The sequence below is a fragment of the Methanomassiliicoccaceae archaeon genome, from assembly GCA_034928305.1.
Classification (GTDB): Archaea; Thermoplasmatota; Thermoplasmata; order Methanomassiliicoccales; family Methanomethylophilaceae; genus VadinCA11.
Window position 1 is genome coordinate 275,273 of record JAYFOZ010000002.1, and the last position, 21,242, is coordinate 296,514.

Genomic DNA, 21,242 nt, shown 5'->3' on the forward strand with positions numbered 1-21,242 from the left:
ATCTCAGAATTTTTTTTGGCACAACGAATTCCATGTACGTTTGTCTGTCAGCACGATCACGCCACCGCGGACATCCACTGCGACGGAATCGGTTGCTTCTGTAAGTTCCGCAGCGATTTTTGAAGTATCGCTTTCGGAGTTGGGGAGAACCTTGACCTTTATCAGCCTGTTTTTCTTCAGCTGTTTAACGATCTCTTCCGTTAGACCTTCGTCCGTACCTTCCTTCCCGACGTGAACTGTCGGATTCAGCTCATTGGCGCGTCTCATCAGCTCTTTTCTGGCTTCTTTCTCGGTCATCTCTCTGTTCCCTCATATATGGAAGACGTTTCACGGCGCCACATTCCGTACACGTGATGCTGACCTTACTGTTGTTCAGCCTCACCGTGCAACTGACTCCCGGGACCAAAGGAACGAGGCACCCTTCACAATATCGGAAATCCTTCGGGATTCCGGTGCGGGTCTTCATACCTATGCGCCTGGCGAGTTCAACGTAACGCCTTGCCCTATCCGCTCTCCCTTCCCTTGTGGCTTCCGAGGCCATGGACGTCAGAACACCTATGCGGTGCAGGCCCAGGTCAGTTGCCTGTCTGGAGGAGACGCGTCTCTTTGACATTGATTGGTCACAATGCGCGGGTGATATAAATATTAGGGAGAAAAACTCAGAAAGGAACCAGCGACAAAAGGTATTCGCGTATTTCGATCTCCTCTTCACTCAGGCCGTCTTTGGGCTGTTCGACATATGTTTCCCATACAAACATAAAATAGTCGTGGAAGGCCGCGACGGCTTCGTTCCAGTTTGCTTTGGAAGCCGTAATTCCCACAAGGTCGTTAGTCAGCGTCCATTTGTGGGAAATTCTGTCGAAAGACACCTCGGCAGTCATAGGATTCAGGAGTGCCAGATCTTTATTGGGCGTAATGATGCGTTTGAATACGATGCCTGGAAAATCACTCACTCCGCATACATCGCGTATCTCTATGATATTGTCGTTTTCGTCAAGAACCGCCATTCCGGAAACCAGGCACGCGCCCATCTGCAAACACACTTTGGCGTTCTTCTCGGAAAAATCCTTGCCGATTGCAATCTTTGAATTACGGTCTCCGGAATCTAGATAGTATGTGTTGCGTCCTTTCATATCGCTCTTCTTGTAAATCGCTCCGGCCAGAGCGCAAGTGAACATCTTTGTTTCAGTGCTGGCACTTTTCTGGAAACGTTCTGGACTGGCATTCATAAGGTCCTTTGTCCTTCTTCCGCGTCCATAGCTCAGTCTGCATCCCTCAAGGTCGCTGCAAAGTTTCATAAGGTCTTTTGCGACTGCCGCCCTGTAGCGCGGATCTGCATAATTTTCAGAGAGCCAGCGGTTTATTATTTCACTACCTGCGACATCAAGGGTGTTCTCAAGTTTTCCCAAAGCTGCCCCGAGTATCGAGTTTTCTTCGGCCCGGTGACCCCTGGGATCTGTGCTTAGGTCGAATATTCTATCAAATCCCTCCGGCGGTCTCCCCTGCAGCCCCATCTCGGCAGTGACGATAAACATGCCCACATGCGAAAGCATGCTTTGGATATCTCCCATTATCCGGTCCGCCTGTTCTGCAGAAATTTCTCTCCCTCCATCGGGGACCACCTTGAAAGTCAGATTATCCATATGGGCAAAAGCGCAATGCATTCCTTGTTTTTAACATGATTCCTGAAGAATGCGAACGACATCCGTCGTAGCAAGTTATTTAGCGCACCTGTATATCAAGTGACATCGAGAGTCACACAACCAGGTCTGCCTTTTATTAAAAGAAAAGACAGTAGCCCTTAAATATAAAATCAGGAATGTGTGCCCGTCGCAATCACTTGGTGGTGCAAATGGTAAGAAAGCCCGCATCGATGTACAGAGAAATTAAAGGACAGGCGTATACTCGCCGCGAATACATGGGAGGAGTCCCCGCAAGCAGGATCAGCCAGTTTGAAATGGGCGACCTCACGGCAGAATTCCCGATCAAGATTACGCTCAGAGTGGAGAACAGAGTTCAGATAAGGCACACGGCCTTAGAGTCCGGACGTATTGCCGCCAACAGGGTTCTCGGTAAGCTCGGATCAAGCAACTATCACTTCACATTGAGGACATATCCCCACATGGTTCTGAGAGAGAACAAGATGGCTACCGGAGCAGGTGCTGACCGTGTTTCAAGCGGAATGCGCAACTCGTTCGGAAAGAATGTAGGAACGGCCGCCAGGGTCGAGCGCGGACAGGCAATTTACACCATCCGCTGCACCCCTGCCGTGTTCAACTCCGCCAAAGATGCTCTTTGGAGAGCATCGATGAAAATGCCATCTCCCTGCTACATCGATGTAGAAGAGGGCAAGGAATACGCCAAGTGATGTTCGACCTGGAGTTTGAACGGACCACCGACTGGATAAAATCTAACGGTTATTCCAGGGTGGCAGTTCAGCTCCCGGAAGGACTTAAGCTCAGGTCGTCGGATATTTCCGACGCCCTGAGTTCCGCAGGCGCCGAGGTAATAATAATCGGGCGCCCATGTTATGGTGCCTGCGACTATTATTCTGATTACAAGAAGATTGCCGATGCATTGGTGCATTACGGTCATTCTGCAATGCCTTCTCTCGGCAACGATCCGGATGTACTTTTTATCGAAGCCCGCGCCGATTGCTCCATTACCGGTCCGCTCAACGAATCGGTTGTGAAACTTCCACAAAACGTCGGAGTTTTGGCATCAGTCCAGTACATAGGCCTCATCGATGAGGCCGTAAAGATAATCGAGTCGTCGGGCAGGAAGGCCTTCGTCTCGGGCGGAGACAAACGCATAACGTATCCGGGACAGGTTCTGGGCTGTGACTGCAGCGCAGCAGAAGCAGTGTCGCAGTCTGTAGACGGATTCCTTTTCTTGGGCGAGGGGGACTTTCACCCACTCGCCGCCGCATTCGGAACCGAAAAGGCACTCTTCGTCCTGAATCCGGTCACGGGCGAGATGAGAAATATCGACAGCATCAAGGACCGTATCCTCAGGAAACGATTTGCCGCTATTACGGTCGCATCCGAGGCAAAGGCATTCATGGTAATCGTATGCAGCAAAGTCGGACAGAACCGTTCCTCAGAAGCGGAAACGATTACAAATAAGATAAGGGGCGCAGGAAAAAAGGCATATATCATGCTTTTAGATGAGATTAACCCTGAAACTCTGGCACATTACCGTGTGGACGCTTTTGTGAACACCGCGTGCCCGCGTATCGCCATGGACGAATCAGCGAGGTTCAACAAACCCATACTTACGGTCCCGGAGGCCGAGATCGCACTGGGCCTCCGTGACTGGGAAGATTACGAGTTCGATGCAATACGTAAATGATATTGTTCTGCCGGTGGCCGAGTACCTTAAAATAATCCCGAAGTAATGGTCACCCATGGTAACGTCGGAAGAGTTCCTTTCCGGGCCTTTGCCCGATGCCCGCGTCGGCATCGGCCGCGGGTCGGACCAAGGAAATGTGGAGAGGAGCGCTGAAGCATTCAAAAGCGGCTGCGTCACAATATACGACGATCCTCCGAAACTGGTGGAAGATCTGGTGTCTGGTAAGATAGATGCCGCTGTGCGGGGAGATATGTCGTCATCCGTCCTATTGCCTCTGGTAAAACAGGCACTCGGTTTAAAGACCCTTGAAAGAGTGGTTCTGATGGAGCCCCCCGGAGGAAAGCTTTTCCTTTTATCTCCCGTGGGAATCGATGAAGGTTGGACCGTACAGCAGAAATTCGGGCTGGCCGTAAGTTCGGTAGGCCTTGCACGGAAGATAGGCCTCGGAACAAAAATCGCTGTCATGTCGGGAGGCAGATGCGAGGATTACGGACGTTGTAAGGCCGTGAACAGCAGCATAGATGATGCTCGATCGTTGGTAAAAATGTTGAAAGAGAGAGGGTACGATGCATACCACTCTCAAATATTGATAGAAGATGCAGTTAAGGAGGCCGACATAGTTATCGCGCCTGAAGGCATATCCGGCAATCTGCTTTTCAGGGCAATGCACCTTGTCGGTAACACTATGGCGCTAGGAGCACCCATAGTAAACGCGGAAAAAATATTCATAGACACGTCCAGGGCGAAAAAGGACTATCGCGACTCTATCGCCCTGGCACTAAGACTTACGGAGAGATAAAAATGCAATTAGAGATCGATGGAGAATATTCGGGCATAAGGTTCTCGGCCTGCCATTTCATTCCGAGACATGACAAGTGCTCCAGGCTCCACGGCCATTCTTATGTGGTCCGTCTGAAGCTGGAAGGGGATATCGGAGAGAACGGTATGCTCATGGACTTCGTAGTCCTAAAAAAGGAGCTCCGCGAAATCATGATGTTGCTGGACCACAGGACTTTGTTGCCTTCAGCATCCGAAGACGTCATCATTACCTTGACCGAGACATCCGTCGAGGCTGTTACATGCGGGAAGAGGTATGTGTTCCCGGCAGATGACGTGATTATATTGGATCTTCCAAACACCACGGCCGAGGAGATGGCCAAACTGATGGTCCACAAGATGATCAACGATGTGAAGTTCCCGGAGAACGTAAGGGCTGTGTCAATAGGTCTGGACGAGGAGCGGGGACAGACAGCATGGTATACAGTGGAGATCAGATGAATAAAGCGGTCGTCCTTCTATCCGGAGGATTGGATTCAACTACGACGCTGGCTCAGGCGATAGAGGACGATTGCGAGGTATATGCGGTCAGCTTCCGCTATGGCCAGAAACACAGCAGGGAGCTTGTTTCCGCAACGGAAGTATGCAGGCACTACGGCGTGATGCATACTATCATCGATATAAACCTCACGTCTTTCAGGTCGGCCCTTACAAATCAGGATATCGATGTCCCGATGGACCGCGAAGGGTCCCTGGACGAAGTAATACCGATAACCTATGTTCCGGCGAGGAACATAATTTTTCTAAGCATCGCTGCCGGATTGTGCGAGTCTGTGGATGCAGACAAGATATATATCGGGGCCAACGTGGTCGATTATTCGGGATATCCGGATTGCCGCCCCGAGTTCTTCAGGTCGTTCGAGAACATGCTGTCAAAGGGGACCAAGGCAGGTGTCGAAGGAAATCCGATAAAGATCGTAACGCCGATCCTTCATATGTCCAAGGCGGATATTGTTCTTCTCGGCAAGAAGCTCGGCGCCCCTCTGAACCTGACCTGGTCATGTTACGAGGGAGGAGAGAAGGCCTGCGGCCATTGCGATTCCTGCAGACTGAGGCTAAAAGGCTTCGAAGAGGCAGGATACAAGGACGAGATAGATTACGAGTGATCCAATGAAAATATGTGAAACATTCGTATCGTTGCAGGGCGAGGGCCTCATGATGGGGGTACCCACTCTTTTCATCCGCACGGTGGGGTGCAATCTCGACTGCTCGTGGTGCGACACCAAATATGCATTCAGCGGCGGATATGATGCCAGCATTGGAACTTTGGCAGAATCGGCCGCCGACATCTCCAATATATGTGTTACCGGCGGAGAGCCAATGCTACAGGACGAGCTGCCCGAACTCTTAGACGTTTTTCTCTCCGAGGGGAAGCATGTGGTTCTTGAAACCAATGGATCTATCGATGTGAGCGGACTTCCCAAGGATGAAAACCTGATGATAAGCATGGACATCAAATGCCCCTCGTCCGGAATGACGAACTGCATGATGATGTCCAACATAGCCGTTCTCGGGAAAAAAGACCAGCTAAAATTCATCATCAGCGACGATGCCGACTTTGAATTTGCCGTGGACGTGTTGAAAAAATATACGGTTGGGACCAACGTGATCTTCTCGCCGGTGGGGGGGATGGACCTCAGGCCGCTCGCTGAGAAGGTGCTGAGCAGAAAGCTCGAAGTCCGTGTGCTGCCCCAACTGCACAAGATCATATGGGGCGACAGGCGTTCAGTCTGAATCTTTTTGGGATTCGAATTTTTTCCTGTGCTCGTAGCGTCTTTTGAAATCTTTGATGCTTTCTTCGACGGTACCTTCCTCGTCGGTTGAAACGGTTATGCCGGCGGCAACGAGTTTATCATAGCCATGGTGACCTATGCCGCCCACGATTACGGCATCGACGCCGATGCCGACTATGGAATCCGCAACGAGCATACCGGCCCCGGAGGCAGCATCCTTGTGCTCGTTCTCCACAACAGTGAAGTCCAGCGTATCCATGTCGACGATCAGGAAGTAGGGTGCGCGACCGAAATCATCGGCCACGTAGGAATCCAGCGTGTCCCCCTCTGCAAGCACTCCTATTTTCATTTTGCCTCGACCGTCGCTATTATCTTTTTGATGATCGAGTTGAATGCTTTTGCGGATGCAGAGTCCGGGTCGCTCAGCACGGCAGGCATCCCGTTATCTCCCGACAGTGCAACAGAAGGTTCGATCGGCACTCTTCCAAGGAATTGGATGCCGAACTCTTTAGCGACATTCTCTCCGCCGCCGCTCTTGAAGATGTCGGTCTCCTGGCCGCAGTGGGGGCAGATGAATCCGCTCATGTTCTCCACGAGCCCGATTATCGGTATCTTCGCTTCGGCGGAGAAGGTGATAGTCTTGCGGCTGTCCATCAGGGAGACGTCCTGAGGTGTAGTGACGATGACGGCGCCGTCAGGTTTGGGAATAAGCTGCATTATCGAAAGTGCCTCATCCCCGGTCCCCGGAGGCATGTCTATGACAAGATAGTCCAGGTCCCCCCATTCCACGTCCTCGATGAACTGCCTTATCGCGGTCATCTTAACGGGCCCCCTCCAGAGCACAGGCGTGTCTCTAGTGGGTAGCAGGAACGCCATGGACATGACCTTCAGGGAAGGCGGGACGATAACCGGAATAAGTTTGTTGTTCTGAACGTCCAACTTCTCGTCCTCGATGCCGAACATCTTCGGGATGTTCGGACCAGTAATATCCACGTCCATTATGCCGGTATCATATCCCATGTTGGACAGGGCGCAGGCAAGGTTCGAGGACACGGTGCTCTTTCCGACCCCTCCCTTTCCGCTTAAAACGATTATGACATGTTTAATCCTTCCGAGGCTGTCCTTGAGTCTGGTGTCCTCTTCTATCTTATTAGCGCTGATGACTCCTGCCATTTCTATCGTCCCGTCAGCGACTCCGTCTTTTAAGAACTATCGGCCGTCAAATGTCAGCGCAATGGATTTATCTGAAAGAGGACATGGGAGGCTATGCCCTTAGGTGATCCGCACGGCGGCGATTTCGAGTATACTGACGAGGGACTTCCCAAGAACATAATCGCTGTCAGAATTCCAACAAGCGATCTCGACACCAGTATTGGTTTTTATTCCGATATGCTGGGCATGGAGGTCGTGGCCCGTAAGGAGAACCACGCGATCCTTAGGCGTAAAGAGGCTGTGATTCTGCTCGTCGTATCGTCTTCCACAGGCATCGATACGGGCTTCTACATAGGGGTGGACGATCCTTATGCGCTCCACAGGCGCCTGATCGACGAGGGTGTGGTCTTCATGGTAGATCCCGAAATGGGGCCCATCGGCGTATACACGTCTTTCCGCGACACCGACGGCAATGTGATCAGAGCGGTCGACAAGCACGCCGTGGACTCGTTCTTCTGATCAATTGCCCAGATCGGCTATGTTCGTGGCCTCTTTGATCTTGGCCTCCAGCTGAGGCGGAAGTCCTGTAATTCCTCCGGAAAGGAAACCTCTGACGATCATGCTCACCGCTTCATCCTCCGAAAGACCCCTGGACATCAGATACTCTATCTGGTCCCTGGCTATCTTTCCCACCGCGGCCTCGTGGGTCATCTCAAGATCGGCTACGTTGGCTTCCAGCTCAGGGATGGCGAGAGTCGTTCCGCCGTCTTTGAGTATGATGCTCTTGCATTCAAGATGAGCCTTCACCCCGGGCGCGTTTCCTACGAGCCTCCCGCGGGCGATCATTCTGCCTCCCGCAGTTATACTTCTGCTGATGATCTCGGCGGATGTATCTTTGCTGTTCAGAGATACTATGGAGCCGCTGTCGATGTTCGACCCTTCGTGCGCGATGCACATGGAATTGAACTTGGCCGTCGCACCTGGTCCGTTGAGATTGGCTACAGGGTTGCTTTGGAGAGTTCCCACTTTATCGAGTATTACATAATTGTTGATGAAATTGGAGTTCTTCCCCACGTTGATGCCGGTCCTCGGCCTTACCGAGGTCTTGTCTCCCCAGTTATGGATCATCGAATACTTCAACGAGGAGTTCTCCCCTATGAACATCTCTGAAACGCCCACGTGTACAGACTCGTTGGCATGAGGGCTTGTGGCACATCCTGTTATCACGTCTATGGAGGCGTTGTCTTCAACAAAGATCATATTGTGTACGTTCTGGATGACCTTGTTGGCGTTCAGGAGCATACATGATTGAATCGGAATATCGATGTGGTATCCCGATTTGACCCTGATGAAGTATCCGTCCGACTGCTCAAGGTATGTGTGAGCCGTGAACTTGTCCTTGTCGGGTGCGACCGCAGTCCAGAAACGTTCCCGGACCCAGTCGTATTTCTTAAGGGCCTGCTGGGTGGTGATGACCTCAACGCCTTCCGGATTGCAGGTCGAGCAGTGGCTCAGCGAGTTGTCAATGAACATAATGGTTCCAGAACGGGCATCCTCATCTGTGGTCACGCCCACACTCTGCATCGTACCTTTGAACTCGTTCTTGGAGCTGCCCAGGTCCTCGATAACAGGGCCGTCTCTGGTGCCGGCCTCATACTTTGTGAGGTCCACGTCCTCGCCGTAAGTGGCCTTCTTCTTGAGGGCCTCTTTTATTCTATCGTTACTATTTGTTGACATGAATCGCATTCTCCGTATCCGTTCTTCTTGATAGTGTTGAGCAGGTCGGTCGGCCTTCCTGTGCATCTTATCTTTCCCTCGCCCATTACATAGGCCTTGTCCGCACCTATGTAATCCAATATCTGGCCGGTATGGGTGATGACCAGTGCAGAAACATTCTTTGGGCCGCCGCTGCGGCATTTGGTCTGATCGTAAAGTAAGTCGTGCACCTTGCGCCCTATAAGGTCGATGCTCTGCAGGTCCACTCCGGATTCGGGCTCGTCCAGCATGAGGAAGTCGGGCCGCTGTGCGGTCAGCTGGAGAAGTTCTGACCTTTTGATCTCTCCTCCCGAGAAACCGACATTGACATCGCGGTCCAGGAACCCGTCCATTCTGAAATCGTTCGCTTCAGAAAGAACCTCATCCGCACACTCTTCGTCAGCTGTCGTTCTGATAAGGTCGCCGAGAGTTACGCCCGTCACGTTGGGCGGCCTCTGCATCATCATTCCTATGCCCATCTTGGCACGATCATCGACCTGAAGATGTGTGATATCGACGCCTTTGAAGATGATCTGCCCCTCGGTTATGGTACAGGTGCTGTATCCCATTATAGCGGACAGAAGGGTCGATTTACCAGATCCGTTAGGCCCGAAAAGGATGCAGGTTTCCCCCTCTTTCACAGTGAGGTCTACTCCCTTGAGTATCTCTCTGTTCCCTGCCACGGCGTGAAGATTCTTTATTTCAAGCATGTTCCGTACCTTGAGCCCTGGGAGGTTATCGATTGCTAAATACTTGCCTATATTACGTTTTGCATTCAAGAGGCGGACAAAGAGATTATACTGGGGCGGTGCACTTCTGGTTCTATGAAGGTAATCGCGCTAAACGGCAGTCCGCGCCTGATCGGGAACACATCCAACATAGTAATGGACATGTTGGACATGTTCTCCAAAGAGGGTATGGAGACCGAGCACGTCCAGTTGTATTCGTATAATTTCATTCCGTGCAACGACTGCAGGTCGTGCGAGATGAGGGGAGACGGGACATGCATAAACGGGGAAGACGGGTTCAATGAACTGCTCGACAAGCTGAGGGAAGCCGACGGCATAGTCTTCGCTAGTCCGTCTTACTACGGGGGTGTCACCGGACAGATGAAGATATTCATGGAAAGGGCAGGCCTTTCATTCGAGACGGGAGACATGGGACTTAGGCACAAGGTCGGCGGAGCCATCGCGGTCGCAGCGCACGACGGTGCATCCGCTGCATATTCGCAGATGGTCAACTTCATGCTGAGGAACCAGATGATCGTTTGCGGATCGACCCCCCATACGACCTTCAGGGCATTGAACCCCCCGCAGTTCTCAATGGACAAGGAGGCCGTAAAGGCCGTTTCGATCCTTGCCCGGGAGATGGTCTGGGCGATGGAAAGATTGTCTCAGAAGAAGTAAAATCCGCACTTCTCCTTCGTGCAGATTCTGGCCACCGCCTCCATGCGGTCGACGGGACCGGAATATCTGCGTACCATCATCTTACCTTCTTCGGGAAGCGCCCTCCTCAGGACCTCGATTTCGTTTAGGAGCTCCGCGGCCTCTTCGGGAGAATATATTCTGTGCGAAGCTACGCCCTCGGGTACGGAGGCGGTGATTGCGCACGCATGCCTCCTGGCTATTTCGGGGAGCAGGCTGTCTTCCGGTCCGAATGAACCTATGCATCCTCGTCCCTTATCCCACGAAACCGAACATCTGGCACATGTATCTTTCATTTCATCGAAGGATACCAGCTCCCATTCGGTTGTCCGGTTCTCCGGCAACGAATCATCGAGCGCCTTTTTACGGGAATCATCGTCAAGCCCGTCAAAGTCAACCCATCCGGAGCAACAGCTCTCGGCCAGAGGCTCCAGGGCAGCGATGTCCTCCCGGTCGATGAGAAGGTCGATATGGACAGTCTCGGTGTCCTTGCTGAGCTTGTTCCTTTTAAGGAATGCTTCCCAATTGTCTACCTTATCCTCGGCGCACGACTTTGGCACAGTGCAGTATACTTCTGCGGACTCCCCAAATTCCTCCGGGCGTCCCACGAGTACTCTGACCGTCTTCTTTTTCATTTCCCTGCAGAGGGCGCTGGGGCACTCCATTTCCCTTATCGCGATATTTATTCCCATCTTTGATTCACCTCATTCGCTGAGTTTTTCGAGGTACTTTTCACGGTTGCTCTTATACACCGCGTATGCGAGTACCATTCTCAGCAGGATGAGTACAACCATTATTAGCATTATTCCCAGAATATCGAGGGCTAGGTCGATACTTTCCAGACTGAAGTCCCCGTCCGAGAACATTTCGGAAGTGTCTATGGAGAGAGGCAATACCCCGCCCTGGAAGATAAGGAAGAGCCAGGCTATCGAATATGCCAGGGTTATGATTTTGAACAAGAGCTTTGCCTTGTTGCCCTTCTGGTAGAATGCTGTGAAGAATGCCAGCACTATTACGGGTATACCGTAGATCATGTATCTCCAAACAGTCTCCGTAACAGTGTCCAAGATGCCTGCCATTTCGTCGCCGGCGCCCATTGTCGCAACTAGGTCTTTGACGAACCAGATGATGACCAGCGGTACTACGACGATGGAGACGAAGCTCAGGACCGCCGAGAGTATCCCCTTCCACCATACGCCGTGCCTCAGGTCCTGCTTAAGGGTTGTGTCTTCCGTCATGATCACGCACCTCCGCTTTCCATGACCTGCTTAATCAGATCAATCATCTCGGCATACTGTTCTTGTGTCAGTTCGATTATTTCCGTATCCGGTCCAACTCCGACTTCTATCGTGTAATCGCCCTGGTCGTACTGGGCCTGAAGTTCGTCGACGATATCTACAGTGCCGTCGCCCATTTCCATGGAGAATCCTCCGGGGCCGTTCACTATGGTCACCTTGACCGCACCTATGAATGCGGTCACGTCAAGGTCGGAGGGAAGCTGATCGATGGGTTCCGTCGAAGTGACGGAAATCTGTGTGGCCGAAATATCAACGTCCGGTGCGGCGGTGGAAGATGTGAAAGCGGCCTTGGCATAGATGCTGGCCCCGGCAAGTCCGTAAAGGTATCTTCCGGAGATGTCGAATCCCATGTAGATGTCCATGGTGTCGCCGGACCCGGTAAGCATTATGAGTGCACTGTTCAGGCTGTTGATGCTTATATTTACAGGTATGACCTGGGTCTCCCCGGTCTTTATTGTGGTAGGCACGCTATCCACTATCCTGTAACTGACCGTTCCGGTATCGTTAAGCTGGTCCACCCCTACCTCGATGTCTATCAAATCGTATCTAAGGCGATTTGTGATGGATATCTCGGTATACATGTTGGTAGTGATCTCGTCGCTTTCCTTCATTATCATCGACTGTGTCAAAACCGTTCCGCCCTGGTCTTTCAGGGTTACCGTGGCGGTATCGGGATTGGATAAAGCATATGCCTTTACGCTTGCAACTGCCGCTGTCACGCTGGCGTCGTCGTCGGGATATATCGTCGTACCAGGGATCATATCGCCCTCTTCAGTGTATGCGTCAGCCCGGTTTCCGTAACTGTTCACGGCGTCCGAGAAGTTATATTCAAGCACCCCGACAGGTTCCGAAACATCATAGGTGCTTTCTACTTCGAGTTTGAAATCCAACGGCGACTCCTCGGTGCTTTCGGGGATGAACCCGAAAGCAACGAAAAGAATAGCCCCAACAACCGCCAGAGCGTAGATAGCGTGCATTATGACGCTGAAAGCCTTCACGTCTGTGTATTGCATTGGTAATTTAAATCATACGTCGAGCGATAGGAAAATATGATTACTTGACCGCCGATTAAGGTATTAGATGTCTGACATAAGGATAAAGAAGAGGAAGAGGATGAGAGAGAAAGATGCGAAAATTCTTTCGTCCGTCCTCGAAGAAGCGGCAGGCGTCCCGGTATTCAGTGAAAGCGAGCCTGTGGACACCGCCGAGAGCACGGATTACGGATTGATATTCGTGGGCGGGGACATAATCGGCCTCGTCTTCGACGAAAAGCCATTTCTCACGATACGTGGGATACTTAAATACAGGCCGGTAAAGCGTTTTGTAACGGTAGACATGGGAGCCGTCCCGTACATATCCAACGGAGCCGACGTGATGGGTCCGGGCATAACCGATGCCGATCAGGAGATCAACGAAGGAGATATTGTCTGGATACGAGATGTGAAAAACGGCGCCCCCCTGGGCGTGGGCGTTGCGCTCCGCTCGGCCTCGGCAATTTCGGCCAGGGAGCCCGGCAAGGCGGTCAGGACCATACATTATATCGGCGACAAACTATGGAAGTCCGGTGAGTGATCCAATTGTTCGGAACCAAGCGCAGGAACATGGAAAAGAAGAAGGTATTCGTAGATCTGGAAGGTTATGCCGATCCCGGAGAAGAACAGATGCTGTGCGTCAAGGCGGTCGAACTTAGGTATTTCACCGATTTGAAGGCCGTGACGGACCTCGCATACCAGGACAACATACTCATAATAGAGACATCGCAGTTCGCTGACGGGGATGAACGGCGCAAGGACGCCGTAAGTGCCATCAGATCTCTGGCAGAAGACAGGGGAGGATTGTTCTCCGAGGTTTCCGACCGTGTTATGGTTCTGACGCCCGCCGGCATAGGGCTCGACAAATGCCGCATAACCAGAAGGGGTAAATGAATGGTATTTAAGATCGTCCACGACCCGTTGCATGGCAGCATAGTGCTGGACGATTTATTCTTAGATCTGGCCGACAGGCACGAGATGCAGAGATTGCGATCGATAAAACAGCTGGGAATGGGCAACTTGGTATTTCCGGGGGCCAACCACACCAGGTTCGAGCATTCTCTCGGAGTCTATCATCTTTCGGGCCGAATGGCTCTTTCACTGGGACTCTCGAAAGAAGAATCCGAAGCCGTGAGAGCTGCCGGGATGCTGCACGACATCTGCCACCTGCCATATTCCCACACACTGAGCGAGATCGCCGAGATACGTTTTGGACTGGATCACATGGAAGCGGCCGGGATGCTCATCAACGGAAGCCTAAAAACATACAGTGACAGGGACGAGAGGCTGTTCGGATCGGAAGGCCCAATCTCGGAGATGCTGGACGCAGCAGGGATCTCTTCCCGGAAGGTCTGCGACCTTATCGCCTATCCGGAATCCCCGAGCGTCGGTCTGGATGCGTTTTCGCAGGACAGCGGACAGTCGTATTTCAGATCCGGAGATTACCTGCATCAGATAATCCACGGCCCTGTGGACTCAGACCAGATGGATTATCTCGTAAGGGACGCCCACTATACGGGGGTGACGCACGGTGCCATCGATACCGAACGCATAATCTCGATGATGCAGGTGTTCAACGACCGTATCGTTCTGAACAAAGGCGGGACAACCGCCGCCGAAGGGCTGATGGTATCCAGGTCCCTTATGTACACCTCGGTGTATTATCACGAGACCGTCCGCATCGCGGGGGCGATGCTCAACAAGGCGGTAGAAGCGTCCGACCTGGACCTAAGTGAAATGTACCTTATGACCGACGCGGACCTCATATCGTTGCTGGAGGCCCACGGAGGGCGCCCCATGCGCATAGTGAGGGACCTGATGAACCGCAGACTGTACAAGAAGGCCGCAGTAGGATACGTGGCCGATCTCAGTGAAGATCAATCTTACAGCCTGGCACAATATACAGGATACTACGAGCGCAAGAAGCTTGAGCAGGAGATAGCCGATATGGCCGGAGCCGATGTATCGGAGGTCTCTGTAGATATCCCCTCGGAATCGGCTTTGCTCTCGAAAATCAGCATCGGAAAGACGGACGTGTCCATACTGGACGGCGGCAGGGTCCGCAGCATAACAAAGCTTTCGACCATTGCAAAAGCTCTGCAGTCCCGAGATACTTTCAGGTGGGCCATCTTGGTTTCTGCACCGAAAGATAAGCGCGATGCGGTAGAGGCGGCCGCAAAAAAGATCATCGGAACATGATGTTCGATGATGTGTGAAAAATCGAATATTATTCGGCAGATTTCGATACAATGTAATGCTGGCACATTGTTAATATATAAATAGTCGGAATAATTTGTTCAGAGAATTATATGCTTTGGTGAAATCCGGGAGCATAAATAATATCTTGCGACAAAATAGGTGCAGTTTTGCTTTTTAGCACACGTCCTGCAGGCAAAGGAGTTGCGCCAGGGAAGGTACCCGAACCTTCGTACGAAGGATATATATCATATTCGTAAATCTCGAAAGGAGATCGGAGTTTTTTTTAATATGGATATAATCGGATCTATAATTCTGGCACTTTTGACGGTAGTGGCCACCAGTCTAGACGAGGTTATTTTGTTGGCCATGTTCTACGGTACGGTGCCGGCGGACCCCTATGGAACCGACAGGCGCCGTGCGATAGGTCGGGGGTACATTGTGGGCAGCATATTGGCCATTATGATATCCGCTACCGTGTCATTGGGGCTGGTACAGATCCCTGACCACAGTCTGCTTTCATGGATAGGTCTGATACCGATTATCATGGGAGTTTATTCTTTGATACGTCCCAAGGGCCAAAAAGATGAACTTGAAGTAGCGGGCACCGTTGCCGAGCATACGTCCGGCCTTGCGCCCACTCTTCAGTTCGTAATCCTCGCACTGGTGCTCAGCGTGGATGATTTTGGCGTATACATCCCGTTGCTGACCAGCATGGTTCTCGGGGAAGCACTCATCATGATCATAACGGCGATAATCTGTGTTTTTATCATAGCAATGATCGGAAGGCGTATAAGCGACATCTCATCCGTGAAGAGAATATTGGATAAGGTGGAGCGCTGGCTCGTCCCGGTTCTTTTCATAGCTATCGGAGCTTATACCGTATTGGACGGACAAATAGGCCTATGAATCGATGGTTTCAGCCTTTGACCACGCCGATTGGCGAAAGTTTGGCTACTTTCGAAGATATTCCGGCACCACATACGACCTCTATCACGGTGTCTATATTTTTGTAAGCGTCGGGAGCTTCTTCGGTGAGCCCTTCGTCAGACCCGCTCAGGAGCACGATATCCCTGTCGGCCAGGTCCTTCCTGATGCCAGCCGCTGTGTTCCCGTGCGACGCGGATGTCCTGGACATTTTTCTCCCAGCCCCGTGGCATGTGGATCCGAAGGTCTGTTCCATTGCACCTTTCTGCCCCAGAAGCACGTAAGTACCGGAGCTCATGTCCCCGGGTATTATAACGGGCTGCCCCACATCTCTGTACTTCTGCGTGATTTCCCTGTTTCCTGCCGCGAAAGCTCGAGTGGCCCCCTTCCTGTGGACGACAACCTCCATGTTGCTTCCATCGACAGAATGCGTTTCCTTCTTTGCGATGTTATGTGCCACGTCATATACGAGCGCCATATCCATGTCCTCGGCGGGCATTTCCATTACCCTCTCGAAGGATTCCCTGACCCAATGCATTATCATCTGTCTGTTGGCCCAGGCATAGTTGGCCCCGCAGCACATGGCCTTGTAGTAATTATCTCCCGCTTTGGACTTGAGAGGGGCACAAGCCAACTGTCTGTCGGGAAGCTGTACCTTGTTTTCCGAAATGTAGCGTTCCATCTCCTGCAGATAGTCCGTCGCAATCTGATGGCCACACCCCCTGGATCCGCAATGTACCGTGATCGTCACCGTCCCCTTATCCAGACCGAAGGTTTTTGCTGCCTTCTCGTCGAAAATATTCTCGACCGCGTCAAGCTCCAGGAAGTGATTCCCGGAACCGAGGGATCCCAACTGAGGCAGACCTCTCTTCCTCGCCCTGTCGCTCACAAGCGAAGGATCGGCGTCCTTCATGCGTCCGCCTTCCTCCGTGGTTTCCAGATCGCTCTCCCAGCCGTAGCCGTTCTCGATAGCCCATTCGGAACCGCATTGTAGAACTTCGTCCAGCTCTTTGTTGCCGATCCTGGTCAGCCCCTTCGAGCCGAGACCTGATGGAACGTTGGAATAGAGCTCTTCCATCAGACGTTTTCTCTTATCCCCTATGTCTTTTACGGTAAGATTGGTTTTTATGAGGCGTACGCCGCAGTTGATATCAAAACCGATGCCTCCGGGAGATATGCTTCCCTCGTCAGCATCTACGGCCGCTACGCCCCCGATGGGGAAGCCGTATCCCCAGTGAATATCGGGCATTGCTAGAGAACTACCGACAATACCTGGAAGGCATGCGACGTTTGCAGCCTGTGCAGGTGCATTGTCAGAGCGGATCTGAGGTATCATCTCTTCACTGGCATAGATCACCGCATCGGTGTGCATACATGGAACTTCGCCCATAGGTATGCGCCACCTGTATTTGTCGATCCTTTCAAGGGTGCCGTTCCATGCCATAGTGTTACTCCAAAGAAAGTAGGGGCCGGGACCGAGATTTGAACCCGGGTCGGGGGATCCACAGTCCCCCAGGATAACCAAGCTACCCTATCCCGGCCATGTACTGAGCGCTTGATAGATTTGATGTACATAAAGATTCTTGCCCTCTAGGTCTCAAAACGTCGATATTTGCGACATGAGGCAACACCCTTATTATATGGACAAAATCATTTCCGCCTATGGCCAAGAGGGATCTAATATCAGTAGTGGACATGCAGGACAAATGGTCCGAGCTTGTCGATCTGGCGATTCAGATGAAGCAGGAACGCGGAAATCACGGTGACCCGCTGGCAGGAAAGACCCTCGCAATGATTTTCGAAAAACCGAGCACGAGGACGCGCATTTCTTTTGACGTAGCCATCACCGAGCTCGGCGGGCATGCACTTTACATCGACGAGTCCAAGATGCAGATGGACCACGGAGAGACCGTGGAGGATACGGCCAAAGTCATGAGCAGGTTCGTCCACGGGATAATGTACCGTGCCAGGGACTACAAGACCATGGACAAGTTCGGAGAGTTCGCGACAATCCCGGTGATAAGCGGCCTGGATAATCTGGAGCACCCGTGTCAGGCTCTGGCCGATATGGTCACCATCAAGGAGAAGAAAGGCGGATTCCGCGGCAAAAAGCTCGTATATCTCGGGGACGGCAACAACGTGTGTAATTCATTGCTCTACGCTTCGGCGATACTGGGGCTCGACATGGTCGCATGTTGCCCTGCCGTAAGGATGCCCAACGCAGAGATAATGCTGAAGGCCTCCCGTATAGCGGACCAGAACGGCAGTAAGATCATCGCGTCCCACGACCCTAAAGAGGCATGTGTGGACGCCGACATACTATACACCGACACATGGATCTCCATGGGTGACGAGACGCCGGTGGAGGAAGCGATCAGGATATTCAATATGTACCAGATCAACAGCGACCTCCTTAAAATGGCAAAACCCGACTGCGTTGTGATGCACTGTCTGCCCGCCCACAGGGGCCAGGAGATAACTTCCGAGGTCATAGACGGGCAGCACAGCGTGATATTCGACCAGGCGGAGAACCGTCTCCACGCTCAGAAAGCAGTACTCTACATGTTGCTCAAATGACCTGGCAGGAAACAAGGTCCTCGACGATCTCGAGGAACTCTTCTTTTTTTTCAGGCGGGATGGTGGCCCCGGCGGCAACGCTGTGGCCTCCTCCGAAGCCTCCGACCAGCTCGGAGGCCTTCTTCATGACGGCCGATAAGTTCAGTCCCCTGTCTACCAGCGAACGGTCGGCACGTGCCGATACTTTGACGCCGTCGTCAGCGTCGGCGAATGCGATTATCGGAAGCCACCTTTTGCATTCGTCGGAGTTTAGCATCATTCCTGCGACTATGCCGACCACAGTTTCCTTTATCTGGTCGCCTGCGTCGAAGTATTGGATGAATCTGCTTTCGCGCATCAGATGGTTTTCCTTGATGTAGCAGATGGCGGCAGATATGTTGCGTCTGTGCTCGGTGCGGTTACGTTCCGCATCTTCCAATGCGGTGCGGTCGCCGCAACAGATCCTCATTCCAGTCTCGGCATCTTCATATCTGCCGCAGGAGTTCAGTATTGTTGCAAATTCTTTGGCATCCCTTAGCCCGGTCCCAAGGTCGAAACGCGGCAGCGTGTAAACTTCGCCGTACAGATGTTTGGCGTCCGTGGGGTTTCCGAGCATCTTGAGGAGTTTAGAAGTCGCTTTTCCTTTTTCGGAGGGATCAAGGTCGTTCCACGATCTGGACCTCCCCTCAGAGTTAATGTCTATTCCGAGGTCGGAGTAGAATCTCACGCATGCATGTCCGGAGTTCGACAAACCCGGGAGCTCCGGATCGTTACTGTATTGAAGGAACTGAACCAGGCTTCTGGTTTCTCTGCCGAAAAGTCTCAGGTCGTTCTCCGGCAAAATGTCCCCGGCCATTACGGCGTCTTCCACTATCATGCGGTTCAGGCTTATGAGCCCCGACTCTCTGCCGTCTTGGAAATCTCCAACGGCACCGATAAGTGCCAGATATGCCAAGTCGATGTTTCCGGGATCTATTTTCTTTGCAACGATGTAAGTAGATCCTGCGCCGCTGATCTCTATGGATCCATCCATTCCGAAGCAGTGCGGATTCACATGAAATGTAGCAGAAAAATCGTCAAGGGTCGCCTGTCTGCGCCTCTTTCTGGTATCTGGTACATGGTGGTCGGTGATAACGAGGCCGTTTTTATTGAACTCGGACAGGTATCCGCTTCCCAGATCGCATATCCAGACGATATCCTCCTTGCTCGAGTTGACCTTGTTCACCACTTCTTCGGTTATTTTCTTCTCGAAGATGACCGTATGATCTATCCCCAGACGTCTAAGCGCGATGGATGCGATAGAGCCGGCCGCTATGCCGTCCGCATCGATGTGTGAAATCACAAGAGCGCTTTTTGCTTTTCTGATGGCGTTCGCCGCACGTTCCGCCGCGCCCTCGAACGACGGCAGGTCACCACACATATCCGGCATGTTCTCTCACCAGTTTCGGATATATGACGTCCGCCACCTGCTTCAGATTGATGGTGTCCGCCCTGTTGTATTCGGTCAGTTTTTTCAGAGAATCCATATCCCCATGCTTGTTCCAGCGGTTCCACAGACGTACAGCCTCGAAGCCGTCGACGCCTTTGATGCCGTCATCCCTGGATATCCCGACCTCTATCTCCAGGTTCTTGAGGCCCCCCCTGTAACCGACCCTCCTGGAAGCGAACCGCAGATCCAGATGAGGCATTCCCAGGTCAAGGGCGGGAAAGCTTTCTTTCAGGACGGGAAGGTCGAAGCAGCTGCCGTTGAATGTGACGAGCATCGATACGTCTTTCAAGGCATCGGAGATTGTTCCTGCATCAAGGTCCTTTCCATGTATGAGGGTCACAGTGTCATCATTCTTATGAACGGTCACAACAGTAACCAGCGAATCTCTTTCGAGTCCGTCGGTCTCTATGTCCAGGTATGCGGCCCCGTCCCTGAAATCGCCGAAAAGGCGCCATTGTTCGGATTTTGGAAGGAGGTCTCTCAGGCCGGCCGCGTCCCCATCATCCAAAAGCTCATAGGCATTGGAAATAGCCAGATCGCATTCTTTCTTTCTGTATTCGGGCACAGAGCATACGCTATTTGCGCTCAGGAAGTCGTCCCAATCGCGGACCCCCGACATCCAGATGGACCTCTCCTTCTTCATCCCGATGGAAGGGGCGATCCTGAAAGTGTGCCTCATCATTGCAGGCTCATGTCCGAACCACTCAAAAAAACCTTGCATGCATCGGATTAATACGCCGCGACAGCATCGCGATGCCTATGCGGACGCTCGAGATACTTCCGGACGTGAGGATCACCAGCGACAGGTGTGTTCTTCTCGAGAGCGGCCGGACGGCAGTGATAGGCGATCTGCATCTCGGTTATGAAAAAGCTCTCGAAGAAGAAGGAGTCTATCTCCCCCGGATAAACACCGGCACGATAAGGGACGCACTGAATCGCATCATCGGACGTTACGAGCCCGAGAGAATAGTCCTTCTCGGGGACATCAAACACGATTTCAGGCGTTCCGAACGCGCGGCCTCGTCCGAAGTACTCGGAGTACTCGATCTGCTGGGCGAGGCAGTGGAGACGCTGGTGATAAAAGGCAACCATGACAATTATATTCAGAACATATTGGCGAGCAGAGACATGGTTGCAACAGATCACGTAGATGTCGCAGGCTATAGGCTTGAGCACGGACACGTAGATTCGGGATTCCGTCCGGTGATAATCGGACACGAGCATCCTGCGGTCAGGATTCCCGGTTCGGGTTCAGGAGGGACAAAAATACACTGTTTCGTTCTGGCAAGGAAGGAAGGGGTACTGGTCCTGCCGCCGTTCAGCCCGTTTTCTATGGGCAACGACCTGCTTTCGGAGGGTTCGTCAATGGCGCCCGCATTGCGTGGATGCGACACAGGCAATGCGGAAATCTACGGGGTGTCTGACCTCGGGATAATGGAGCTGGGTAAGCTTTCCGGATTAGAAGATATGGAACTGGGTTGAGATTTTGGCCC

27 protein-coding genes and 1 tRNA gene are annotated in these 21,242 nt (G+C 52.2%); 14 read left to right on the top strand and 14 right to left on the bottom strand.

Annotation, left to right across the window (positions count from 1 at the left end):
* Window positions 1–3: 3 nt before the first annotated feature.
* The 3 genes from VB016_03160 to VB016_03170 are packed head-to-tail and all read right to left on the bottom strand — an operon-like array spanning window position 4 to window position 1,643.
* The gene (locus VB016_03160) at window positions 4–297 is read right to left on the bottom strand and encodes a YhbY family RNA-binding protein (GenBank protein ID MEA4977533.1); all 294 of its coding nucleotides are present in this window, start codon (window positions 295–297) and stop codon (window positions 4–6) included.
* Window positions 251–613, bottom strand: a complete 363-nt coding sequence (locus VB016_03165) for a ribonuclease P protein component 4 (GenBank protein ID MEA4977534.1) — start codon at window positions 611–613, stop codon at window positions 251–253. The genes VB016_03160 and VB016_03165 overlap by 47 nt, the downstream gene beginning before the upstream one ends.
* Window positions 614–659: 46 nt before the next feature.
* Complete coding sequence (locus tag VB016_03170; GenBank protein ID MEA4977535.1) at window positions 660–1,643, bottom strand: hypothetical protein; 984 nt, start codon at window positions 1,641–1,643, stop codon at window positions 660–662.
* A 209-nt stretch (window positions 1,644–1,852) separates the two neighbouring features.
* Here VB016_03170 and VB016_03175 point away from each other — a divergent pair, with 209 nt between their 5' ends.
* The 6 genes from VB016_03175 to VB016_03200 are packed head-to-tail and all read left to right on the top strand — an operon-like array spanning window position 1,853 to window position 5,922.
* Window positions 1,853–2,368, top strand: a complete 516-nt coding sequence (locus VB016_03175; protein ID MEA4977536.1) for a 50S ribosomal protein L16 — start codon at window positions 1,853–1,855, stop codon at window positions 2,366–2,368.
* Window positions 2,368–3,351, top strand: coding sequence for a diphthamide biosynthesis enzyme Dph2 (dph2, locus tag VB016_03180; protein ID MEA4977537.1), 984 nt, complete (start codon window positions 2,368–2,370; stop codon window positions 3,349–3,351). The genes VB016_03175 and dph2 overlap by 1 nt, the downstream gene beginning before the upstream one ends.
* A 55-nt stretch (window positions 3,352–3,406) precedes the next feature.
* Complete coding sequence (gene mtxX, locus VB016_03185; GenBank protein ID MEA4977538.1) at window positions 3,407–4,150, top strand: methanogenesis marker protein Mmp4/MtxX; 744 nt, start codon at window positions 3,407–3,409, stop codon at window positions 4,148–4,150.
* 2 nt (window positions 4,151–4,152) lie between these two features.
* Window positions 4,153–4,629 carry a 6-carboxytetrahydropterin synthase gene (locus VB016_03190; GenBank protein ID MEA4977539.1) on the top strand — a complete coding sequence of 159 codons (477 nt, stop codon included), beginning with the start codon at window positions 4,153–4,155 and terminating at the stop codon, window positions 4,627–4,629.
* Complete coding sequence (queC, locus tag VB016_03195) at window positions 4,626–5,294, top strand: 7-cyano-7-deazaguanine synthase QueC (protein ID MEA4977540.1); 669 nt, start codon at window positions 4,626–4,628, stop codon at window positions 5,292–5,294. The genes VB016_03190 and queC overlap by 4 nt, the downstream gene beginning before the upstream one ends.
* A gap of 4 nt (window positions 5,295–5,298) precedes the next feature.
* The gene (locus tag VB016_03200; protein ID MEA4977541.1) at window positions 5,299–5,922 is read left to right on the top strand and encodes a radical SAM protein; all 624 of its coding nucleotides are present in this window, start codon (window positions 5,299–5,301) and stop codon (window positions 5,920–5,922) included.
* On the opposite strand, the gene VB016_03205 is transcribed toward VB016_03200, so the two are convergent.
* Complete coding sequence (locus VB016_03205; GenBank protein ID MEA4977542.1) at window positions 5,914–6,270, bottom strand: NifB/NifX family molybdenum-iron cluster-binding protein; 357 nt, start codon at window positions 6,268–6,270, stop codon at window positions 5,914–5,916. The genes VB016_03200 and VB016_03205 overlap by 9 nt on opposite strands.
* Window positions 6,267–7,094 (bottom strand): Mrp/NBP35 family ATP-binding protein, encoded by an 828-nt coding sequence (locus VB016_03210; protein MEA4977543.1) that lies wholly within the window; start codon window positions 7,092–7,094, stop codon window positions 6,267–6,269. The genes VB016_03205 and VB016_03210 overlap by 4 nt, the downstream gene beginning before the upstream one ends.
* Window positions 7,095–7,187: 93 nt before the next feature.
* Here VB016_03210 and VB016_03215 point away from each other — a divergent pair, with 93 nt between their 5' ends.
* Window positions 7,188–7,592 (top strand): VOC family protein, encoded by a 405-nt coding sequence (locus tag VB016_03215; protein ID MEA4977544.1) that lies wholly within the window; start codon window positions 7,188–7,190, stop codon window positions 7,590–7,592.
* Here the strand turns inward: VB016_03215 and VB016_03220 are convergent, their stop codons facing one another.
* Together VB016_03220 and VB016_03225 are read right to left on the bottom strand one after the other, a co-directional pair.
* Complete coding sequence (locus VB016_03220) at window positions 7,593–8,810, bottom strand: SufD family Fe-S cluster assembly protein (protein ID MEA4977545.1); 1,218 nt, start codon at window positions 8,808–8,810, stop codon at window positions 7,593–7,595.
* Window positions 8,783–9,538 carry an ABC transporter ATP-binding protein gene (locus VB016_03225; GenBank protein MEA4977546.1) on the bottom strand — a complete coding sequence of 252 codons (756 nt, stop codon included), beginning with the start codon at window positions 9,536–9,538 and terminating at the stop codon, window positions 8,783–8,785. Before VB016_03225 ends, VB016_03220 begins: the two co-directional genes overlap by 28 nt.
* A gap of 114 nt (window positions 9,539–9,652) precedes the next feature.
* On the opposite strand from VB016_03225, the gene VB016_03230 reads away from it, so the two are divergent.
* A complete protein-coding gene (locus VB016_03230; GenBank protein MEA4977547.1) occupies window positions 9,653–10,234 on the top strand; it encodes a flavodoxin family protein in 582 nt (193 codons plus the stop codon).
* Here the strand turns inward: VB016_03230 and VB016_03235 are convergent.
* From VB016_03235 to VB016_03245, 3 genes are read right to left on the bottom strand one after another with little or no spacing between them, the layout of a single operon-like run.
* Window positions 10,222–10,944, bottom strand: coding sequence for a hypothetical protein (locus VB016_03235; protein ID MEA4977548.1), 723 nt, complete (start codon window positions 10,942–10,944; stop codon window positions 10,222–10,224). The two genes, VB016_03230 and VB016_03235, sit on opposite strands and share 13 nt — an antisense overlap.
* Window positions 10,945–10,956: 12 nt before the next feature.
* Entirely contained in the window at window positions 10,957–11,490 is a 534-nt protein-coding gene (locus VB016_03240) for a hypothetical protein (GenBank protein ID MEA4977549.1), read from the bottom strand.
* A 2-nt stretch (window positions 11,491–11,492) separates the two neighbouring features.
* On the bottom strand, window positions 11,493–12,563 hold the full coding sequence (locus tag VB016_03245; GenBank protein MEA4977550.1) for a hypothetical protein: 1,071 nt from the start codon (window positions 12,561–12,563) through the stop codon (window positions 11,493–11,495).
* Between the two features lie 67 nt (window positions 12,564–12,630).
* On the opposite strand from VB016_03245, the gene VB016_03250 reads away from it, so the two are divergent.
* The 4 genes from VB016_03250 (at window position 12,631) to VB016_03265 (ending at window position 15,686) form a co-directional block, all read left to right on the top strand.
* A complete protein-coding gene (locus VB016_03250; GenBank protein MEA4977551.1) occupies window positions 12,631–13,122 on the top strand; it encodes an RNA-binding protein in 492 nt (163 codons plus the stop codon).
* Window positions 13,119–13,475 (top strand): cell division protein SepF, encoded by a 357-nt coding sequence (sepF, locus tag VB016_03255; protein MEA4977552.1) that lies wholly within the window; start codon window positions 13,119–13,121, stop codon window positions 13,473–13,475. Before VB016_03250 ends, sepF begins: the two co-directional genes overlap by 4 nt.
* Window positions 13,476–14,780 (top strand): HD domain-containing protein, encoded by a 1,305-nt coding sequence (locus VB016_03260; GenBank protein MEA4977553.1) that lies wholly within the window; start codon window positions 13,476–13,478, stop codon window positions 14,778–14,780.
* 288 nt (window positions 14,781–15,068) lie between these two features.
* Entirely contained in the window at window positions 15,069–15,686 is a 618-nt protein-coding gene (locus VB016_03265) for a cadmium resistance transporter (GenBank protein ID MEA4977554.1), read from the top strand.
* 10 nt (window positions 15,687–15,696) lie between these two features.
* Here VB016_03265 and VB016_03270 read toward each other — a convergent pair whose 3' ends face one another.
* Window positions 15,697–17,148, bottom strand: a complete 1,452-nt coding sequence (locus tag VB016_03270) for an RtcB family protein (GenBank protein MEA4977555.1) — start codon at window positions 17,146–17,148, stop codon at window positions 15,697–15,699.
* Window positions 17,149–17,171: 23 nt separating this feature from the next.
* Window positions 17,172–17,245: transfer RNA gene (locus VB016_03275), tRNA-His, on the bottom strand.
* A 121-nt stretch (window positions 17,246–17,366) separates the two neighbouring features.
* Here VB016_03275 and argF point away from each other — a divergent pair.
* A complete protein-coding gene (gene argF / locus VB016_03280) occupies window positions 17,367–18,281 on the top strand; it encodes an ornithine carbamoyltransferase (protein MEA4977556.1) in 915 nt (304 codons plus the stop codon).
* On the opposite strand, the gene VB016_03285 is transcribed toward argF, so the two are convergent.
* Window positions 18,274–19,689: a DHH family phosphoesterase gene (locus VB016_03285; protein MEA4977557.1), complete on the bottom strand. Its 1,416-nt coding sequence runs from the start codon at window positions 19,687–19,689 to the stop codon at window positions 18,274–18,276. The two genes, argF and VB016_03285, sit on opposite strands and share 8 nt — an antisense overlap.
* Complete coding sequence (locus VB016_03290) at window positions 19,670–20,470, bottom strand: ribonuclease H-like domain-containing protein (GenBank protein MEA4977558.1); 801 nt, start codon at window positions 20,468–20,470, stop codon at window positions 19,670–19,672. The genes VB016_03285 and VB016_03290 overlap by 20 nt, the downstream gene beginning before the upstream one ends.
* A 38-nt stretch (window positions 20,471–20,508) precedes the next feature.
* Here VB016_03290 and VB016_03295 point away from each other — a divergent pair, with 38 nt between their 5' ends.
* Entirely contained in the window at window positions 20,509–21,231 is a 723-nt protein-coding gene (locus tag VB016_03295; protein ID MEA4977559.1) for a metallophosphoesterase, read from the top strand.
* Window positions 21,232–21,242: the final 11 nt, after the last annotated feature.

Bases quoted from the DNA above. Each gene is read 5' to 3' on its own strand.
- VB016_03160 (MEA4977533.1), bottom strand. From the start codon at position 297: ATGACCGAGAAAGAAGCCAGAAAAGAGCTGATGAGACGCGCCAATGAG.
- VB016_03165 (MEA4977534.1), bottom strand. From the start codon at position 613: ATGTCAAAGAGACGCGTCTCCTCCAGACAGGCAACTGACCTGGGCCTG.
- VB016_03170 (MEA4977535.1), bottom strand. From the start codon at position 1,643: ATGGATAATCTGACTTTCAAGGTGGTCCCCGATGGAGGGAGAGAAATT.
- VB016_03175 (MEA4977536.1), top strand. From the start codon at position 1,853: ATGGTAAGAAAGCCCGCATCGATGTACAGAGAAATTAAAGGACAGGCG.
- dph2 (MEA4977537.1), top strand. From the start codon at position 2,368: ATGTTCGACCTGGAGTTTGAACGGACCACCGACTGGATAAAATCTAAC.
- mtxX (MEA4977538.1), top strand. From the start codon at position 3,407: ATGGTAACGTCGGAAGAGTTCCTTTCCGGGCCTTTGCCCGATGCCCGC.
- VB016_03190 (MEA4977539.1), top strand. From the start codon at position 4,153: ATGCAATTAGAGATCGATGGAGAATATTCGGGCATAAGGTTCTCGGCC.
- queC (MEA4977540.1), top strand. From the start codon at position 4,626: ATGAATAAAGCGGTCGTCCTTCTATCCGGAGGATTGGATTCAACTACG.
- VB016_03200 (MEA4977541.1), top strand. From the start codon at position 5,299: ATGAAAATATGTGAAACATTCGTATCGTTGCAGGGCGAGGGCCTCATG.
- VB016_03205 (MEA4977542.1), bottom strand. From the start codon at position 6,270: ATGAAAATAGGAGTGCTTGCAGAGGGGGACACGCTGGATTCCTACGTG.
- VB016_03210 (MEA4977543.1), bottom strand. From the start codon at position 7,094: ATGGCAGGAGTCATCAGCGCTAATAAGATAGAAGAGGACACCAGACTC.
- VB016_03215 (MEA4977544.1), top strand. From the start codon at position 7,188: ATGCCCTTAGGTGATCCGCACGGCGGCGATTTCGAGTATACTGACGAG.
- VB016_03220 (MEA4977545.1), bottom strand. From the start codon at position 8,810: ATGTCAACAAATAGTAACGATAGAATAAAAGAGGCCCTCAAGAAGAAG.
- VB016_03225 (MEA4977546.1), bottom strand. From the start codon at position 9,538: ATGCTTGAAATAAAGAATCTTCACGCCGTGGCAGGGAACAGAGAGATA.
- VB016_03230 (MEA4977547.1), top strand. From the start codon at position 9,653: ATGAAGGTAATCGCGCTAAACGGCAGTCCGCGCCTGATCGGGAACACA.
- VB016_03235 (MEA4977548.1), bottom strand. From the start codon at position 10,944: ATGGGAATAAATATCGCGATAAGGGAAATGGAGTGCCCCAGCGCCCTC.
- VB016_03240 (MEA4977549.1), bottom strand. From the start codon at position 11,490: ATGACGGAAGACACAACCCTTAAGCAGGACCTGAGGCACGGCGTATGG.
- VB016_03245 (MEA4977550.1), bottom strand. From the start codon at position 12,563: ATGCAATACACAGACGTGAAGGCTTTCAGCGTCATAATGCACGCTATC.
- VB016_03250 (MEA4977551.1), top strand. From the start codon at position 12,631: ATGTCTGACATAAGGATAAAGAAGAGGAAGAGGATGAGAGAGAAAGAT.
- VB016_03260 (MEA4977553.1), top strand. From the start codon at position 13,476: ATGGTATTTAAGATCGTCCACGACCCGTTGCATGGCAGCATAGTGCTG.
- VB016_03265 (MEA4977554.1), top strand. From the start codon at position 15,069: ATGGATATAATCGGATCTATAATTCTGGCACTTTTGACGGTAGTGGCC.
- VB016_03270 (MEA4977555.1), bottom strand. From the start codon at position 17,148: ATGGCATGGAACGGCACCCTTGAAAGGATCGACAAATACAGGTGGCGC.
- argF (MEA4977556.1), top strand. From the start codon at position 17,367: ATGGCCAAGAGGGATCTAATATCAGTAGTGGACATGCAGGACAAATGG.
- VB016_03285 (MEA4977557.1), bottom strand. From the start codon at position 19,689: ATGCCGGATATGTGTGGTGACCTGCCGTCGTTCGAGGGCGCGGCGGAA.
- VB016_03290 (MEA4977558.1), bottom strand. From the start codon at position 20,470: ATGCAAGGTTTTTTTGAGTGGTTCGGACATGAGCCTGCAATGATGAGG.
- VB016_03295 (MEA4977559.1), top strand. From the start codon at position 20,509: ATGCGGACGCTCGAGATACTTCCGGACGTGAGGATCACCAGCGACAGG.